Raw genomic sequence first — 18741 nt, 5'->3', positions numbered from 1 at the left:
AAAATAGTGTTCAGTTGGCCCACTGTTTTTGACCACTTTTTGGGTCTCAAATGGTCTGAAAATGGTCGCCGGAGGGGTGTTTTCCACCTTTTCCGGTCACTTTTGATGCTGATTTTGACCACTTTTACATTCTGGAAAACTGAGGGCCTGTAACGCTTTGGCGTGAAGGCTTGTCAAAGATGGTTTGTTCATTCGTGGCCGCGTGACGTGCATTACAAGAATTAGAACGAATGGGGGAACGACAAGAACCCCGTCGTTGAACGGCCGGAAAAATAGTTTGTGTGTCCCATCCCAAAGGTGTGATAAATTGCCTGAATGAGAAAAACGCTTCCCGAACATCACGTTGTGACGGCCGAGCAGTTGCGCGTGTGTTGCGAGGACATCGCCCGGCACTCGCCCATCGGATTCGACACGGAGTTCGTCGGCGAGGAAACGTATGTTCCGCAACTCTGCCTGATTCAAATCGCCACCCCGCAGGCCCTCTATGTCATCGACCCGTTTGAATGCGGGCCGCTGGACGATTTCTGGGCCTTGCTCACCGACCCCCGCCGGATCGTCATCGTGCATGCCGGGCGGGAGGAAGTGCGCATCTGCCGGCAGGCGACCGGCAAACCCCTCGGCCAGATGTATGACCTGCAAATCGTCGCCGGTCTGCTTGGGTATGGCTATCCGATGGGCTATGCCGCCCTCGCCCAATCTGTCCTGCGAATCAAGATCGCCAAGGGGGAAACACTGACGGACTGGCGTCGCCGGCCGCTGACACGGGAGCAAATCGCCTATGCCTACAACGATGTGCGCGACCTGCTGGCGTTGTGGAAGAAGATGGACGCGAAGCTGAACAAGCTGGGTCGCACCGGGTGGGCCGCCGAGGAGTTCAAAGACTTCGTCGAGAACGCGGTGCGTGAACCGATCGAGATGGAACGCTGGCGGAAGATCAAAGGAGCGGGGGGGCTCAACAGCCGGGAACTGGCCGTGCTGCGGGCGGTGTATGCCTGGCGGGACGAGACGGCCAACCGCCGGAACCGCCCCGCCCGCACGGTGCTGCGGGACGATTTGCTTCTCGAACTGGCGAAGCGAACCCCCCGTGACCCGCAGGATGTGATGGCGTTGCGCGGGGTTCAACGGGTCGAGGCCGAGAACATTTTCGACGCCATCACGGAAGCTCTCGCTTCGTCACCACACACCTGGCCGGCCGAGGCCGAACGGGAAAACGATTCGCAGGCGGTGCAACTGGTCACGGATTTGTTGAACGTGGTTCTCGCCGACTGGTGCGGCCGGGAAGACCTGACCCGGTCCCTCGTCGCCACGGTGTCCGACATGCGGGAACTGGTGCGATCTTATTCAAAGGGCGAGCCGATGCCGCCAACATGCGGCTTTGCCCACGGCTGGCGGAAAAGCATCGTGCTGCCGATGCTCCGCGAAGTGCTGGAAGGCCGCCGGGCCTTGCGGGTGAAAACGCTGGAGGGAAACACCCCCTTCGAGTTCGGCCATGTTCGGTCGATCCCGAGAACAAAAGAAGACTAACCACAAAGAAAACAGAAGACGGAAGACTAACCACAAAGACGCAAAGATCACACAAAGCTTCACAAAGAAAACCAAAAGACAAGCAAAGTTCGATTAAGAATTCAAAAGACCAATCGAAGAGATCATCTGCTTGTCTTTGGCCGGTTTTCTTCTGTCTTCTTGATTGAACTTGGCTTCGTGTTTTGGTTTTCTCTGTGAAACTTTGTGTGATCTTTGCGTCTTTGTGGTTAGTGTCTTTCTTCAGCCCGGCACAATTCCGAAATCCTTGATCGTGAACAACGGTCGGAAATCGTATTTGGCGAGGGCTTCCCCGGCTCCTTGCAGGCGGTCCACGACGCAAATCACTCGGTCCACGATGGCGCCGATTTTTTCCACTTCCTTGATGGCCTGAACCACGCTGCCGCCGGTGGTCAGCACGTCATCGATCACGGCCACATGGTCCCCGGCCTTGATTTCCCCCTCCACCCGTTGCTTGCTGCCGTGCCCTTTGGCCTCCTTGCGGACGAAGAATCCCTCAATGGTCCGGCCGTGCTGGTGGTAGCGCATCGCGGCGGCGGCAGCCATCGGGATGGCGCCGACCTCCAGGCCGCCGATGCCCTTGATCGGCAAATCTTGCGTCGCCTGGTAGAGGAGTTCCCCCAGCAGGGCGACGGCCTCCGCGTGGAAAAGCACTTTTTTCGAGTTGATGTAATAGCTGCTCGCTTTGCCGGAGGCGAGCGTGAAATTGCCAAAGGAAATCGCCCGGTCGAGGTACAATTGCCTGAGGCGGGCACGGGTGTCTTCGGTGGTCGGTTCCAAGTTCGGTGGCTCCGTCGGTCGGGTTTTCGGTGGTTCGGCGGTTTGGGTGAATTTTGCTTTCCGCCGGGTCGCGGCTTGACAGCATTGCATCATCCCTCGACAATCATATTCATTGGTCCGTGGTTTCTCTTCAAACGCGACATTCGCGGCCCGCAATCGGGAGTGATGGTCTCATGAGCACAACGCCTCGCAAACGTCGGTTGGAAGTCGAAGATTCCGGCGACATCTCCGTGGTCAATTTCGTTGACAAGAAAATTCTCGACGAACAGAACATTCAGATGATCGGGGATGATCTCTTCCGGCTTGTTGACGAGCTGGGTCGTCGCAAAATTTTGCTGAACTTCGGCAACGTGGAGTTTCTCTCCAGCGCCGCCTTGGGCAAGCTGATCACGATGAATCGCAAGGTTCAGGCCGTTCGCGGCAAACTGATCCTGTGCAACATCACCAAGGAAATCCGCGAGGTGTTTGAAATCACCAAGCTGGACAAGCTCTTCACCATCATGGGCGACGAACAAGCCGCCCTTCAGGCCTTCTGATTCCTCCGGCCGGTTCCGGGGTCTTGTCCCCACGCCTCTCGAACCGGCTTAATCAAGGATAGCATGACGAAGGATTCGTCGTTCATCGACCGCCCAAGGTTGTCCTCATTGATGTGCGCTCCCGTCATGGTTGATCGACGCCGTTTCCCGGCCGACCCCTTGGTCCCCGGAATCAGCCCCGTTCTCGGGGTTTCGGTCGTGTGTGTGGAAAATCGCCCCGCTGTTTCTTTGTCATCCATCAACCCGTCACGACATCCATGACCATCAACATGGGACAACACCACGTCATCCCCTCGGATCTTGAGGCGGCCCGAACTCTTCAAGAGGCGATTGAAGTCGCCGTCAAACCATTTTTTGAGGAAAGTGAAGCCTTCGCCATCAAAATGGCCGTCGAAGAATCGCTGGTCAATGCGATCAAGCACGGCAACCAGATGGACCCGAGCAAGTTCGTGCGCGTGGAATACGACGTTTCCCCGGAAGAAGTCCAAGTTCACATCACCGACGAAGGCCCCGGTTTCAACCCCGAAGACGTCCCCGATCCCACCGCCCCGGAAAACCTCGAACGCCCCTGCGGCCGCGGCCTGCTCTTAATCCGCTACTACATGAGCGATGTCAGCTTCCGCAACAACGGACGGACGATTGTGTTGACGAAACGAAGGAAGAAATAAAAGCCAAGCCGACACGAAGAAAGCCCGTGAAGCCGCGACGCGGAGTCTTCGCAGCGGAGCGAGGACCCTCTGCGTAAAATCGCCGGATATTTTGGCAGTCACTTGATGCAGCGAGTCCGCGCTCCGCTGCGAAGACTCCGCGTCGCGGCTTCACGGCTTTCTCCGTGTCACCTTGTCACCTTGTCATCTTTTTCCCAGTGGTTCCTTCCCGCCAAACATGGTATGCGTCGTCCCGTAGCCCCGAGCTTTTTCCGTGAAGCCAGGCAGGCCCGGCAGGATGGCGTGGCGGAAAAGCGAATCAGGATGATTCATGAGCACGTATCGGTTTATCCCGGCCGCCCCGGCCGTCAGGTCAACCCGGACCGCGTCGCTTCGCATTGATACCTTGGAAGCCCGGCTTACCCCCGTTGTCGGGGCGTTGACCAACGCGCCGCTGGTAAGCATCGGCTCCGGGTATGACGGCGTGGCCTTGCTCCAGCCGACGGATGCCGACGGCGGAGCGGATCTGGCCTCGGGCACCCTGCTCGACTCCGGGTTGTATGTGTTGTCTGCCGGGCATGTGTTGAAGGATGCGGACGGTGGCATTCCGTCCGCGTTCACGAACGTCACCTTTCAATTGAACGACGGAACCACGGACCGGGATATCACCATCAAAGTCCCCAAGAACCTTTACAAAGTGGATTCCGCTTTCACCGGCGACGTGACGGCGGGCAACGATATCTCCCTGCTCCCATTGCCGGACCAAGTCACGCCAGGGGCCAACCGTTTCATGATCGCCCCGTTCGGCGCGGAACGGCACAGCCTGTACACCGGGAAGGACGAGATCGGCAAGACATTCACTGTTGTCGGTTATGGCCGCGCGGGCAACGGATATTCCGGCGGGGTCGTCAACACGAGCGGCACCAAGCGGAGCGGGCGCAACACATTTGACGCGGATGCCAGCAAACTCGCAACGGCCCCGTTCAACTCCCCGGCGCCGCCCGCCGGAACGGCCCTCGCGTGGGACTTCGACGACGGCACGGCGGCGCACGATGCCTTCGGCACGTTATTCGGCATCCACAACACCGGCCTTGGATCAAGCGAGGCGAATCCCGCCCAAGGGGATTCCGGCGGCCCGTTGTTCATCGGGGACAAGATCGCCGGTGTTGTCTCGTATTCCGACGGCGGCGTTTCCCCGCCGGACATCAACAACGTCATCGACCGTGGTTTCGGCGAGTTCGGCGTCGCCACCCGCGCGTCGGCGTTCCAGGATTTCGTCAACCAGAACACCGCCGGTAAAAAGCATCTGGTTCTCGACTTGAACTATCAACTGGTCGGGTTGGATCAGAAGACGGAAAACCTGACGATCACCGTGAGTCGCGTCGGCTCCGGGGACGTGAGCATCGGCATCGCCGGAGCAAGCAACCCGGACCTGAACGGGGAATACTACCGGGGGCATCTGAGCGACATTTCCGACATCACCATTCGCGGGGCGGGGGACAACGAGCGGTTCTTGGTTGATCCCAACGTGGATGTGCCGGTGATCGCCTCCGGAGGCGGTGGAAACAACTCCATCGGTTCGCTCGACAAGTCCGGCAGTTGGGTTGTCAACGGGACAAACGCCGGTTCGTTCGACAACGGGCAAATCCGCTTCACCCAAGTGCAAAACGTCCTCGGCAGCAACGGACAGGACGTTTACAAATTCACCCCGAACGGCCGGCTGACCGGCAAGATCGACGGCGAATCCCTCTCACCCACCCGGACAACCGGCGGCTACGATTTCATCGACTACTCGGGAACGCCCGGCCCGGTGACGGTGAACCTGCAAACACACACGGCCACCCGCGTCGGCGGCGGGATATTTGATGTGCCCAACGTGATCGGCAGTTCCACCGGCGGCGACCGCCTGACCGGCGACAACGCGGGCAGCATTCTCATCACCCACGGCTCGGGGAACATCCTCCGGGCCGGAACCGGGGACAGTATTCTCGTCGGCGGCCTCGGGTCCAACACCCTGATCGGCGGCACCGGCGACGATCTCCTGATCTCCGGATCGATCACGCAAGAAAAGAACATCGATTCGCTGGACAGCCTGTTCGCCACCTGGCAGGACGACAAGAAACCGGAACAAACCCTCTCGTCCCAATTAACCTTGAACAAGACCGTGACCCTCGGCAAACCCTCCCAAACCGGCCCTCGCCTCGGCCGCGGAGCCCTCGGCGCCTCCGCCCTGACCGGTAACGGCGGCCAAGACTGGTTCTGGACTCCGGCGGCGTCGCTTATTAAGGACCGCAGGGCCGATGAGTTGATGAACGGTCAGACGGTGGCGAAAACAGGCTGAGAAGAATCGGCCGGAATGAACCGGCCGTTCGCCGGATATGTTTTTGACTCGCCCGCCTGTCCGGGTGATCGCTGATCCGGGCCGGAAAAATTCCCTTTTGCACCAACTTTTCGGCCGGTCGCTCGTCAAACAGGCAGCCTCACGTCATTCGGTTCCCGTCCGTTCCCGGTCTTCACAGGGAGAATTCCGATGCTTTGCCAGCGTTTTGCCCGCCGATACCCGGCATTGTTCGCCGCCGCCTTGATTGGCCTGGCGGGATGCGCGAAGACGGACCCGCCCGTCGCCCGACAAGCCGAGCCGACGGTCGTCGAGACCAAAACAGCGGTCGCCGAAGCCAACCCGAAATTGGAGTTGTTTGATGAGGGACAACAACCACCGGCGACGGCGGCCATCCAGCCCGCAAGCCGCGAGTCCAAACCCCGCATTCCCGCCGCCAGCATCCCCGAACCGGCCGCGCGTGACTACAGCGGGTCGGTAATACGCTCCCCCAACCCGGATCCGACGGACTTTGAAACTCGTTTCAAACATCTGGACATGACACGAGCCAACGCCCCCAATCGCTCGCAAGAGCGATTGGGGGCCAACCGAATTCGTCTGCAGGCCGGCCTTGCCGACCGGGCCAAATCCTCGCAGAAGGGCGAGCCTCTTTATTCTGACGCCCCCGCGCCCGGCCCCGGCGGCGGCAAAACCGTGTTCGCCAAACCAGGCAGAGATGGCGAAAACTATGACGACGCCGATTCGCAAGGCGAAGCGTATCAGCATCTCGAAGACAACGCCTTCAAGACGGTGAAAGTCGATCCGCTGTCCACACTGTCAGCCGCCGTGGACACGGCCGCGTATTCCAACTCGCGCTCCCGGCTCAACGAGGGGGCCTTGCCGCCGAAGGACATGGTGCGGATCGCCGATTTTCTCAACTACTTCCCCTATGACTATGCCGCCCCGACCGACGGCAAGCCGGTTAACTTCAAGCTGGAAATGGCCGCCTGTCCGTGGAACGAAAAACACAATCTGCTGAAAATTGGCCTGAAATCCAAGGTGATCGAGAAGGACAAGTTGCCGGCCCGCAACCTCGTCTTCCTGATCGACACCTCGGGGTCGATGAACTCTCCCAACCGGCTGCCGCTGGTGATCGAGTCGATGAAATTGCTCGTCGAACAACTTTCGGATCGTGACCGGGTGAGCATCGTCACCTACGCCGGGGCTGCCGGGCTTCGACTGCCGCCGACGCCCGGCAACCAGAAAGAGAAGATCATCAATGAGATCACCAACCTCCAGTCCGGCGGTTCGACCAACGGCGAAGGGGGCATCAAACTTGCCTACGAACAAGCGGAAAAGACCTTCATCAAAGAGGGCATCAACCGGGTGATCCTGGCCACCGACGGTGACTTCAACGTCGGCGTTTCCGACAACGCCCAATTGATTCGGATGATCGAGGACAAGCGGAAAACCGGCGTCTATCTCACCATTCTCGGCTACGGCATGGGCAACCTGCACGACGACCGATTGGAACAACTCGCCCATCACGGCAACGGCCACTATGCCTACATCGACTCGCTCGACGAGGCCAAGAAACTGTTCGTGGAGCAAGGGGCCGCGTTGGTCACGGTGGCCAAGGACGTGAAACTCCAGATCGAGTTCAACCCGGCCAAGATCGCCGGTTATCGATTGATCGGTTACGAGAACCGCATCCTCAAGACGGAAGATTTCCGCAACGACGCCAAGGACGCTGGAGACATGGGTTGCGGCCACACCTGCACCATGCTCTTCGAGATCGTTCCGGTTGGTGAAAAGGTTCCCTCGTCAGATGTCGAGCCGTTGAAGTATCAGACCACCCCGCAGCTGACCGACGCGGGCAAGAGTGGCGAATGGCTGACCACCCGGATGCGTTACAAAGACCCGGAGACGGACAAAGCTTCCGAAGTCAGCGCCAGCTTCGATGGCAAGGACATCGCCAAGGAACCCGGCAAGGACTTCCGCTTTGCGGCTTCTGTCGCCGCCTATGGCATGCTCTTGCGGGACAGTGATTACGTCGGCAGTACCGACCTGGAAAAGGTGCTGACGTGGTCCAAGGGTTCCTTGGGCGAGGACAAAGGAGGCCACCGGGCCGAGTTCACCCGGTTGGTTGAAAAGACCAAAGACATCGTCACCAAGAAGCGGGAACAGGCCCCGGCTGTCCCGCCGAAACCGTAACCGGAATTTCATTTGTTATTTGCTTTGCCGGATCGCCTTGCCGGTTTCCGTTGGGGGACCGGCCGGGTAGGTATTCGTCGGATACCAATGTTTGAGGCGAATCTCATCTCCAACGATTGTCCACACCTCAAATGGGTCGTTGGTATTGTTGCGAAAAATCAGCGTCCCTTTTTCAAACGCAAATTTTCCCTCGCTAGGTGTGGGGTTGTCTAGCTTTACCCGGATGTATGTCCCGTCCGCGCGCAACTCTGTTGACGCCTTAACGCCAGTGTTGTAGACGCAAGAATATTTGCCGACCGGGAATTTCACACGCCATTCCGGGTTGCTTTTGACAAACTCCGCCAATTCCTTTTGGACTATCATGGCCTCTTCGTCATTTTTTTGACGGGTAAATTCATCCGAAGCAGTTTTGTATGCCTTCGTCAACCCGGTGATCGCTTTTGCCGGTTTGTCTTTGAACGCCGATGGCGCGCGTTTGGGAAGCGTTCCCGACTCCTCAAAATCCTTCTTCTCAGCCATGATCGCCTTGACTCTTTCAGTCACGTTTGCCGCTGCTTTTCGGGCTGATTCATCCTCCTTGTCGAACCAACGCCCGACTTCGTCCTTGTAATCTTTCATCGCCTTGTCGTATTCGGCCTTGGCGGCGTTCAACTTGGAACGTGTGGGGTTTTCAGCCGCAGAGGCTTGCCAGCCCCAAGTCAGGATGCCAATGAATGCCGTCATCAATGTCAAACGAATCATCACCGTCTCCTGCCTGCGATGCGAGAAGTCGTCCTGCAACATCATTGAATGAATCCACGGTCTGGCGAATCGTCTCGTGAACAACCGCGATCTCGAACTGAACTTGCTGGTATCATCCGTGTCATCGCAGTCGTCGTCAAACGAAAACGCAGGTGAAATCCGCCTGAATACATCGTTGTTTGCGGTTCAAGAGATTACTCGTGACCGCTTTTCTCGTGTCTGCCCGGGCTTCTGCACACGATGTCTGACTCGCGCCGTAAACTAACACGGATGGATGCCGCACCGACGACGTTGCCCGAATTGACTCGGGTTTTGCGCACGGCCGAGGGAATCGAGGCCGTGGTGGCCTCTCTGCGCGCCCGCGGGGCCGGAACCATCGACGGGACGTGGGGTTCCTCGGCCGGTTTGTCGGCCGCGACGCTGGCGAATGAAGCGCCAAGCACCCTTCTGGTGGTGATCGCCCATCCGGGGGATGTGGAAGGGTGGTCGAACGATCTGGCCAGTTTTTGCAAGCAGCGACCCGTTGTGTTCCCGGCGTTTGAATCGTGGCCGGCCGATCAATCCAAGTTTGACGACACTCCCCGCAAACGCCTTCGGCTTGTCCAGCAATTGGCATCCAACCCGCCGCCGGTGTTGCTGACCACTTTTGCCGCGTTGATGCAGCCGGTGCCGGAAAAGAGCGCCTTGGAATCGCGCGGGCGGCGGCTGAAAAAGGGGGAGATGCTCGATCTCGACGAGTTTGGCCAATGGCTCGTCGCCAACGGATACAAGCGGACGGACGCCGTTGAGATGCCGGGGGAGTTCTCCCGTCGCGGCGGCATCCTCGACGTGTTTTCCACGGATGCCGAAGACCCGGTTCGGCTGGAGTTCTTCGGCGATGAGATCGATTCCATCCGGCCTTTTTCCTCGGGGACGCAGCGAAGTCTCGGGGAATTGGTCGAGATGTCCGTCCTTGGTTCGGAACGAAAAGAAGCCAATTCCGCGATGGATCGCGGCCATCTGACGGAACACCTGCCGAAGGACGCGTGGGTGGTCTTCGTCGAGTTCGGCGACTTGAAGGAGCAGGGCAAATTCTTCCTGGAGTCCGTGGACCGGGTGGAAGGGTTGTTCACCGGGGAGGGCGTCATCAAGATGCTCACGCAATTCCCGAGCGTAATGCTCTCCGCGATGCCCCGGCCGGGGCTGGATGCCGTCGCCCATTTGCGGGTTGAATCGGTGGAGCGATTCAGCGGCAACGTGAACCGCGTCCGCGAGGAGCTTGACCAGATCGCCCGCGAGGACCGGGTGTTGATCGCCTGCCACAACGAGGCCGAGATCAACCGGCTTTCGGATGTGCTGAAAGCCGGGGCGTTGGCCCAAAGTGATCGTTTGCGACTGGTCACCGGGTCGATCCGGGCAGGGTTTCGGCTGGTCGAACACGGCATTGTCGTGATCGGCAGCCACGAACTGTTCCACCGCGAACAGACCGCCGCCGGGCAAAAGAACGCGGAGGCATTGCCGAAACGCCGGATCGAATCGCGGGCCATCGACAGTTTCCTCGAACTGCGCGACGGTGATTTGGTCGTCCACGTCGTCCACGGCATCGCCCGGTTTCGCGGAATGCAACTCATCCCCCGGCGAGGCGGGGACGAATCGCCGAAATCGAATGCCCCCCAGAGCATGGAGGAATGCCTGATTCTGGAGTTTCGGGAAGGCACAAAGATGTATGTGCCGGTCTCGAAGATTGATCTGGTGCAAAAGTATGTCGGCGGGTCAAAGGCCGACCCGGAACTCTCGAAGCTCGGCGGCACCGCTTGGGCCAAGAAAGTCAGCAAGGTTGAGGAAGCCGTCGCCGACATGGCGTCGGACATGCTTCAACTTCAAGCCGTGCGGGAGGCCCAAACCGGCTTCGCCTACCAGACGGATACCGACTGGCAAAAGGAGTTCGAGGCCGCCTTCCCCTTTCAAGAAACACCCGACCAACTAACGGCCATCGAGGAAATCAAGCAGGACATGCAACGCGCCCGGCCGATGGACCGGCTATTGTGCGGCGATGTGGGCTACGGCAAAACCGAAGTGGCCATTCGCGGCGTGTTCAAGGCCATCGACAGCGGCAAGCAGGTGGCCGTGCTGGTCCCCACGACCGTGCTGGCCGAGCAGCATTACCGCACCTTCACCTCCCGCCTCGCGGAGTACCCGTTCACGGTGGAAGCCCTCAGCCGGTTCCGCACGGCGAAGGAACAAACGAAGGTATTGAAGGGGCTGAAGGCGGGCAGCGTGGATGTGGTGATCGGCACCCACCGGCTGGTGTCTCCTGATGTGACATTCAAAGACCTTGGCCTTGTCATTATCGACGAGGAACAACGCTTCGGCGTTCATCACAAGGAACGCCTCAAGCAACTTCGCTCGATGGTGGACGTGCTGACGATGACAGCCACGCCGATCCCCCGAACACTGCACTTGTCGCTGCTCGGCATCCGCGAAATCAGCAACCTGGAGACGCCCCCGCCGGAACGGTTGCCGGTGGAAACGCGAATTGTCCGCTGGGATGACAAGCTGATCCGAGCCGCCATCCTGCGGGAACTAAACCGGGACGGGCAGGTCTATTTCGTCCACAACCGCGTCATGGATATCCATGCCGTCGCGTTGAAGATCAAGACGATCGTGCCGGAGGCCGACATCGTGATCGGCCACGGGCAGATGAAGGAAGGCGAACTTGAAGAGTCGATGTTGAAGTTCGTTCGCAAAGAAGCCCACATTCTGGTGGCGACGACGATCATCGAAAGCGGGCTGGATATCCCGAACGCGAACACCATCTTCATCAACGAAGCCGATCATTACGGCCTTGCCGAACTGCACCAACTCCGGGGCCGTGTCGGCCGGCAAAAGAACCGGGCCTATGCATATCTGCTCCTGGATGCCGAGCGCGGCGTGAGCGGCACGGCCGCCTTGCGGCTCAAGGCCATCGAGGAGTTCAACGAACTCGGCGCCGGTTTCAAGATCGCCATGCGCGACTTGGAAATTCGTGGAGCCGGGAACATTTTGGGCATGGAGCAAAGCGGCCACATCGCCAGCGTCGGTTACGAGTTGTATTGCTCGCTCTTGGAAAACGCCGTCCGGCAGATGAAGCACATGCCGTTGAGGACGCCGCTGGAGGTAAATGTCGATCTGCCGTGGCCGGCGTTTCTGCCCCGCGAATACGTCCCCGGCCAGAAGTTGCGGATGGAAGTCTACCGCCGCCTCTCGCGGGTGCGGGAGCCTCGCAAACTGGATGACTTCCGGCAGGAACTCCGCGACCGTTACGGCCCCGTGCCTGAATCGGCCGAATGGCTGTTGCGGTTGGCCGAGGTGAAACTCCTCGCCGCCCGCTGGCAGATCGGCAGCGTCCACCTCAACGGCCCGAACATCGTGCTGGGTTACCGCAACGCCAAGAAGGCCCATCAACTGGCGGATCGCAGCGAAGGCCGCTTGAAAGTGGTTGATGAAAAAGACATCTACGGCCGCTGGCAGGAAGGGGAGGACACGCCGGAAGCGATGTATGCGCTGCTGAAACACCTGCTGCGCGGGGCCAAGGAAGAGTGAGCCGGTCAGTCGGAAATGCCGACGGCTTGGCGAAGTTCGTCAAGAGTGTTGACGCTCAACAATGAATCTTGAATCTGGTCCAGCAAGATCAGATCAGCACTTTTCAGGTGCCGTTCGGCGAAATGTCGTCCCGGTTCGCCAAATTTGATGACGAGAGCAACAGCCAGCGCGCCTTGCTTTCCCTCGGTCATGCCAAGTTGCTTTCCCTCGGTCATGCCAAGTTGCCTTCCCTCGGCAAGGCCCTTTTCGATTCCCGCTCGTTCAATCGATGAGACGTATGGCATTTTTAATTCCCGTTCCATGTCGCGCAGAGTGGTGTCAAAAGTCAGCGTTTGTTCTTGCGGCAATTCCAGAAACCAATCAATCACCTTGTACATTTCACGGACGCCTTTGGCGTCCAACCCTCGGGTGAACAATCGCCGCATCAGGCGAACCTTGCCGGCCAGTCGGTCCCCCGGCTCGTCGGCGGTCATCAGGCTTCGCAAGTGGGCCGAGACGATCATTCCCACCGGGTTGGGGTGGGATTCCAGTTCGTCCCATCGGCCGGCGTAATCCAACAGTTTCGCGGACCAGAATGGCAGCCGGATTTCGTCGTCCAAGTGCGGGACATTATACCCGGTCGGCCGCCAGGATGGCGAGTCATCTCCGAGGATCACCAGATTGACCGGGTGTTGGTCATACAGATGAAAAAGGCGGGTGTGATAAGTGAAGACGCGGCGGGCCAGTTCGTTGTCCTGCTGGCTTTGCACTTCGACATGGATATAGAGCCATTGATACCGGCCGTCGAGCCACTTCACCCGCACCAGTTTATCCACGCGGCCAGCGCCGATTTCTCCCTCGCGGAGAATCTTTTGCAGTTCCGTGTCCAAGTTGACCGGCGGTTCGTTCCAGTCAATTTGTGCGTGAAGGCTTGGAAAGAAAAAGGCGATGCACCGTTCAAAGAACAGGTCGAGTGTTTCTTTCCAAGGGCCGTCAAATTCCCGTGACATGGCAATCCCTCATGGGTTTGACTCACGCGGGCCAAGGTTGGAAATCGGTCCAGTTCTCCAGATAAGTCTTCAGGGCGGGAAGGTCTTTCGTCTGATTGGCGAGCGTTCGCTTGGCCCTCGCAATCAACTCGGCTTCCTGTTCGGGAGACACGTCGCCGGTCAGGACGCGAGTGCGGAGGAAGACAAAGTAAGTGTCGAGGGTGTCGAACATGCAATAGTCGTTGATGTCCTGAAATTTGCCGGCCTTGTGCATCTCAAAGACTTGATCGCCGGAGACATCCATTTTGCCGGGCTTGCCGAGGAGTTTGGCGAGCAGGTCTAACCCGCCGTTGAGACGGCAGGCGCCGTAGTTGGACATCCAGTCCATCAGGTCGAGGTCGCCGTTGAAGCGGTTGCGGCCCCGATAAAAATAATCTTTCGCCGGGAAGCCATACCGGAACGCGGCCATTTCCAGCAGCGGCAGATCAAATGACCGGCCATTGAAAGTCACCAGTTTGCACTTGGTGTAAAACGAAAGACCGAGCCAGAACTTTTTGACAATCTCCTTGGTGCGATACAGCGGGGCGTCCAGACACGCGACCGCCTGCAGGCCAAAATCCGTGCCGACGCGGGCCACGCACACGGCCACGGGAAGTTGAAACGTATAGGGGATGAAATCGGACCCGTTGTACGACGCATCGCGGGCGTCCTGCCGGGCTTTCTCGATGGCCTCGGCTTCCGTGAGGTTTTGCTCCGGGTACTTCACCATTTGCAGCAGGCGGCCGTCGGGGATGCTCTCGGTGTCGATGACCAGAAACGCCGTCTGCGTGCTGGGCTCGGCCGTCAACCGCGTTCGGACATGATCGACACCCGGCATGGTCGGCCCTCGGGGGAAGTTGTGATGGTTCGCAACCTATACTGTTCCCGCGCAAGCCCGGCCGGTCAATGACCGCCCGGCTGACGAGTCCCTGTCGGTACGGTACAAGCGTGCAGTATATGAGGATTGGGCGGACTTTGTCGAGGGGAGATCGTCCGCTTGGAAATCGGTGCCGGCAGAATTTGGTGATTTGGGAAATCTGCGAAAAAATTTCACCTTCGGGATTTGCAAGTTATTGCCGCCGATACAGATTTGTTCAAACTGGCGGGCGGGACGTCGGACGTGACCGGTTTGAATAGCTTTTTGCAGGCCGGATACCGGTCACCAGGATCGGTGTGCCCGGTGGCTTCGGATTTCATTTCGAGCGGCATCTCCCGGAGGTTTTCGCCCGGTCTCCGTCGGCGGCCTTGGCGCCACGGACAGATCGACAACTGATAATTAACGAGGCCTCGTCAGCCGAGCGTCGATGGAGGCGACCTTCGGGCAATCACGCTCTCGCCCGCCCTGTCCAATTCGCAACCGTTTTCCTTCAACAAATAGCATCAGGGCCGTCAGCCCCTGACTCGCCAATTTCGGGGGCCAACATGGATACCGCCGTCTCCTGTCCCGCTTGTTCGGTATTGCTAAGGGTACCGACGGAGCTTTCCGGGACGGCGGTCAAATGCACGCGATGCGACAAGATTTTTTATCTCCTTCGGCAGGATAATGGGTCGTTTGTCGCCTCCCAACATTCCACCGCCGTGGTGCCGTACAAACCGAAGGGAGTGCCGCCGCCGTTGCCGAAGAGACGGCCGCCAGTGGATGACGAGGACGACGACGCGGAGGATTTGCCGAGGACCAGGCGGCGGGAGGTGGCCGAGCCGCCGCCGTTGCGGAAGACACCGTTTATCACGCGAACAGGGGCGGTGGTCGATTGCCCGTGGTGCCAGGCCAGGACACGAGTGGATGAGTTCAGTTTCAACAAACCGGTGACCTGCCGCAGTTGCAGCCGCAGTTTCGGCGCCATCGTCGGCGATCCCGGTTACATTCCATATTTGTGCCAGTCGTGCGGGGAGGATCTTCAAATCCACCGTTCGGCCGCCGGCAAACGATCCCGCTGCTCCGATTGCGGCCACATTGGCGTCGTTCCCCACGAACCGCTGTATGTGGTGAAACTGCCAGACAACGTGCAAGCCTCCTCCGACGACGGCCCCCGTCAATGCACTATTTGCGCTCGTTATTTGCGAAATCCGCTGCCCATCTGCTCTGTTTGCCAGCGAATGCTCGGATTGCGTTGACGGGGACGCAGACTTCCAAACCTCGCCGACATTTTTCAAAAGTTTGTTCCGATCCGCAACGCTTCCCCCGGTTTTGGTGGTTTGGACTCAAACAGAAACTAATCAAACTGGTTTTCGGCCGGAAGCCGGAAGACTGGAAAATCGGTTCTCGTTCGCTAAACTTGACGCATCGATCTTTGCACACCTCTCTGTCAGCCAGCCGACTGCTTCCCCATCGATCCCAGTGACTTGCCGACCTATTCGCCGGAAAGGGCGAGAGATGGACCCATTGCGTACTCCGTTGTTTGACTGGCACGTCGCCCGCAAGGCCCGCATGGTGCCCTTTGGCGGGTGGGAAATGCCCGTCCAATACTCGGGCATCATCCATGAGCATCAAATCGTCCGCAACGCGGCCGGGATGTTCGACATCTCGCACATGGCCCGCTTCGACCTGAACGGGCCGGATGCACTGACCCTGATCCAAAAGGTCTTCACCAACGATGCCGCCAAGATGAAGGCCGGACAGGTGAAATACGGCCTCGTCTGCAAAGAAAACGGCGGCATCCTGGACGACATCCTCGTCTACCGCTTTGCCGATCATTGGGCGATGGTGGTCAACGCCTCCAACCGCGAAAAGATCTTCGCCTGGCTGGCCGCCCAAAAGGGCTCCCTCGACACGACCGTGACGGACCACACGCTGGAATCCGCCATGATCGCCGTGCAGGGGCCGACGATGCTGACGGTGTGCCACGAGATGTTCCCCGATGATCCCTCCGCGTTGAAGTATTACCACGCGATGGAGACCACCTACCGGGGTTGGCCGTGCGTCGTTTCCCGAACGGGCTACACCGGAGAGGACGGGCTGGAAATCTCCATTGAGAAGACCCAAGCCGTGGCGCTGGCCGACGACCTGCTGGATCGCGGGGCTGTTCCATGCGGGTTGGGGGCGCGCGACACGCTGCGGTTGGAAGCCGCCATGCCGCTGTACGGCCATGAATTGAACGAGACCATCACGCCGATTCAGGCCGGACTTGGCTGGGCGGTGAAATTCGACAAGGGCGAATTCATCGGCCGCGAGGCGCTGGAAGAATCCGAGGGGCTGATGGGCGTGCAAATGCGGCGGGTGGGCCTGGAACTGGAAGGCAAACGGGCCGCCCGCGAACACAGCACGATCCTGGCCGGGGGGATCCCGATGGGCGTCGTCACCAGCGGCAGCTATGTGCCGACCTTGGAAAAATCCATTGCGATGGGATACGTCGCCCCGCGAGCGGCCTTCCCCGGCAGCGAACTGATGGTGGACATCCGCGGCACGCCCACCCCCGCGAAGGTGGTCCCGATGCCCTTTTACAAACGAGCCAAATAACTCCCACAATCTGCGAGGATCGATCATGGACAAGAGCCAACTGAAATACCTGCCCAGCCACGAATGGGCGGCCATCGAAGGCAAGATCGCCACGGTGGGCATCACGTCCTACGCCGTCGAACAACTGACGGACGTGACGCACCTGCAACTGCCGGCCATCGGCAAGGCCGTGACCGCCGGGAAGGCGTTCGGCGAAATCGAATCGGTGAAGGCTGTCTTCGATCTCAATTCCCCAGTGACCGGCACGGTGGCCGAGGTGAACAAGGCGGTGCAGCAAGACCCCTCGCTCATCAACTCGGATTCCTACGGGGTCGGTTGGATGGTTAAAATCGAGATGGCCCCCGGCGCCACGACGGACCACTTGCTCGATCTCGCCGCCTACGAGAAGCAACTGGCCGAAAGCCATTGATCCTTGAACGGTTTGTCAGGTGGCCGCGCGGCCACCTGAAGATTGCTGGCCGCCCATACGTGAGGAAACTCCTGATGACCTTCGTGTCATCGATAACCGATTGCAATTGGCAGCTTCATCGGGGAGGCCGGTCATGAGTGTGGCCACCAGTTCCTTTGCGAAAACCGACTGGATGGAGCGGATGATTCTGTCCCTAAATCCGGGCCAGACGGTTTCCATCAGCGACGCGGCTTGGGATGATTATCTCACCCTGTGTGGAACGCGCGACGGCGGGCGGCCGGGCATCAAGATCTGTTTCGCCAACGGGAGGCTTCTCGTCGTGTCTCCGTCGTTTCGCCATGAAAAATGGACTTCCCGAATCGGGGCGATGATCGAACTGCTGGCCGAGGAATTGGGGCTGCCTTACGAGATGGCTCGCGGCACTACCTTTCGGCAGGAAGAACTTCGGGCCGGGCTGGAGGCGGACGAATGTTTCTATTTCGCCAACGCCCCGGCCATCGCGGCCCGCGATGAGATCGACCTCGAACGCGACCCGCCGCCGGACTTGGCGCTGGAAGTGGACCTGACCACGGATTCGACGGTCAAACTGGATATCTACGCCCGAATCGGCGTCCCGGAAGTCTGGCAATTCGACGGCGAGGCACTCTTGTTACGGCTTCTTCAAACAGATGGCCGTTATGCGGCGACGGATCGCAGCCCGACGTTTCCGATGCTCAACCCGGCCTCGCTGGTGGCGTTCCTCAACAGCGTTTCTCATCTCGACCAAGGAAGCATGAAACGCCAGGCGAGAGAATGGATCAAAACGCTGATCGGAGGCCGGTCATGAGTGTTGATGTGTTGGACGCCCCGGCGGCTCGCAAGTCGCCGGGGGATGTTTTTGTTGACACGCTCATCGGACAACTCCCTTATTTGTCGGAAGGCCATCACTATCTGGTCAACCGTGTTTCATGGGGCGCGTATGAGCATCTGTTGATTCAACTGGGTGTTCATCATCGGAGGGCACGGGTCACATTCGATCGTGGAGAATTGGAATTCATGTCCAACACAAGCATTCACGAGCGTTGGAAAATGGCGATTGATCGAATGATTGCGGCCTTTGCCGAACACGTTCAGGTGACGGCCGACCCGACCGGCGAAGTGACGATCTCCCGTTTGGACTTGCAACGAGGGATCCAGCCGGACCAGAGTTATTACATCCAGAATGTGGCCGGTCTGGTTCGCCACCGCCCGTTGAATTTTAACATTGATCCCGTGCCGGATCTGGCGATTGAGATTGAATATAGCCGCACGGTGATTGATCGCCTTCCGGTGTTTGCCGCCTTGGGGATTCCCGAGCTTTGGGTGTATGACGGCGAGCGGTTCCAAGTCCTGCAGCTGACAGCCGAGGGCGCTTATCAGGAAGCAACAGCGAGCCGTTGCTTCCCGTCAATGCCTTTGCAATTGGTTGTTGAATTGCTGGCGGTTGTGTCCGAACGAGACATTCCCTCGGTGGTCCGCGAGTTTCGTTCCCGGTTGATTGGTTGATGTTCT

At 59.0% G+C, this 18741-nt stretch carries 15 protein-coding genes; 11 read left to right on the top strand and 4 right to left on the bottom strand.

The features are described 5' to 3' along the window. The first annotated feature begins 315 nt into the window (after positions 1–315). Positions 316–1524 (top strand): ribonuclease D, encoded by a 1209-nt coding sequence (locus BGIM_RS52915; RefSeq protein WP_020473119.1) that lies wholly within the window; start codon positions 316–318, stop codon positions 1522–1524. Positions 1525–1764: 240 nt separating this feature from the next. Here the strand turns inward: BGIM_RS52915 and pyrE are convergent, their stop codons facing one another. Further along, the gene (gene pyrE / locus BGIM_RS0128605) at positions 1765–2322 is read right to left on the bottom strand and encodes an orotate phosphoribosyltransferase (RefSeq protein ID WP_029630726.1); all 558 of its coding nucleotides are present in this window, start codon (positions 2320–2322) and stop codon (positions 1765–1767) included. 173 nt (positions 2323–2495) lie between these two features. Here pyrE and BGIM_RS0128600 point away from each other — a divergent pair, with 173 nt between their 5' ends. From BGIM_RS0128600 to BGIM_RS52905, 4 genes are all read left to right on the top strand, one after another. Next, complete coding sequence (locus BGIM_RS0128600) at positions 2496–2858, top strand: STAS domain-containing protein (RefSeq protein ID WP_020473117.1); 363 nt, start codon at positions 2496–2498, stop codon at positions 2856–2858. Between the two features lie 257 nt (positions 2859–3115). Beyond that, positions 3116–3526 carry an ATP-binding protein gene (locus BGIM_RS0128590; RefSeq protein WP_020473115.1) on the top strand — a complete coding sequence of 137 codons (411 nt, stop codon included), beginning with the start codon at positions 3116–3118 and terminating at the stop codon, positions 3524–3526. 310 nt (positions 3527–3836) lie between these two features. Further along, positions 3837–5846 (top strand): hypothetical protein, encoded by a 2010-nt coding sequence (locus BGIM_RS58465; protein WP_020473113.1) that lies wholly within the window; start codon positions 3837–3839, stop codon positions 5844–5846. A gap of 189 nt (positions 5847–6035) precedes the next feature. Continuing rightward, entirely contained in the window at positions 6036–8036 is a 2001-nt protein-coding gene (locus BGIM_RS52905; RefSeq protein ID WP_020473112.1) for a vWA domain-containing protein, read from the top strand. Positions 8037–8051: 15 nt separating this feature from the next. On the opposite strand, the gene BGIM_RS0128575 is transcribed toward BGIM_RS52905, so the two are convergent. Next, the gene (locus BGIM_RS0128575) at positions 8052–8777 is read right to left on the bottom strand and encodes a hypothetical protein (protein WP_157369483.1); all 726 of its coding nucleotides are present in this window, start codon (positions 8775–8777) and stop codon (positions 8052–8054) included. A gap of 270 nt (positions 8778–9047) precedes the next feature. Here BGIM_RS0128575 and mfd point away from each other — a divergent pair, with 270 nt between their 5' ends. Continuing rightward, complete coding sequence (gene mfd / locus BGIM_RS0128570; protein ID WP_020473110.1) at positions 9048–12338, top strand: transcription-repair coupling factor; 3291 nt, start codon at positions 9048–9050, stop codon at positions 12336–12338. 5 nt (positions 12339–12343) lie between these two features. On the opposite strand, the gene BGIM_RS52900 is transcribed toward mfd, so the two are convergent. Then, positions 12344–13327, bottom strand: a complete 984-nt coding sequence (locus BGIM_RS52900; protein WP_020473109.1) for an RpnC/YadD family protein — start codon at positions 13325–13327, stop codon at positions 12344–12346. 22 nt (positions 13328–13349) lie between these two features. After that, positions 13350–14183, bottom strand: coding sequence for a ribonuclease H-like domain-containing protein (locus tag BGIM_RS0128560; protein ID WP_020473108.1), 834 nt, complete (start codon positions 14181–14183; stop codon positions 13350–13352). Between the two features lie 584 nt (positions 14184–14767). On the opposite strand from BGIM_RS0128560, the gene BGIM_RS0128550 reads away from it, so the two are divergent. The 5 genes from BGIM_RS0128550 (at position 14768) to BGIM_RS58460 (ending at position 18735) form a co-directional block, all read left to right on the top strand. Further along, a complete protein-coding gene (locus BGIM_RS0128550) occupies positions 14768–15460 on the top strand; it encodes a hypothetical protein (protein WP_020473106.1) in 693 nt (230 codons plus the stop codon). A gap of 259 nt (positions 15461–15719) precedes the next feature. Further along, entirely contained in the window at positions 15720–16802 is a 1083-nt protein-coding gene (gcvT, locus tag BGIM_RS0128545; protein WP_020473105.1) for a glycine cleavage system aminomethyltransferase GcvT, read from the top strand. Between the two features lie 25 nt (positions 16803–16827). Beyond that, the gene (gcvH, locus tag BGIM_RS0128540) at positions 16828–17211 is read left to right on the top strand and encodes a glycine cleavage system protein GcvH (protein WP_020473104.1); all 384 of its coding nucleotides are present in this window, start codon (positions 16828–16830) and stop codon (positions 17209–17211) included. Between the two features lie 133 nt (positions 17212–17344). After that, a complete protein-coding gene (locus tag BGIM_RS52895; RefSeq protein WP_020473103.1) occupies positions 17345–18037 on the top strand; it encodes a Uma2 family endonuclease in 693 nt (230 codons plus the stop codon). Then, entirely contained in the window at positions 18034–18735 is a 702-nt protein-coding gene (locus tag BGIM_RS58460) for a Uma2 family endonuclease (protein WP_020473102.1), read from the top strand. Before BGIM_RS52895 ends, BGIM_RS58460 begins: the two co-directional genes overlap by 4 nt. Positions 18736–18741: the final 6 nt, after the last annotated feature.

This window comes from Zavarzinella formosa DSM 19928 (assembly GCF_000255705.1).
GTDB lineage: Bacteria > Planctomycetota > Planctomycetia > Gemmatales > Gemmataceae > Zavarzinella > Zavarzinella formosa.
Note: the sequence above shows the minus strand (reverse complement) of the source record. Positions and strands in the feature narration are given on the sequence as shown.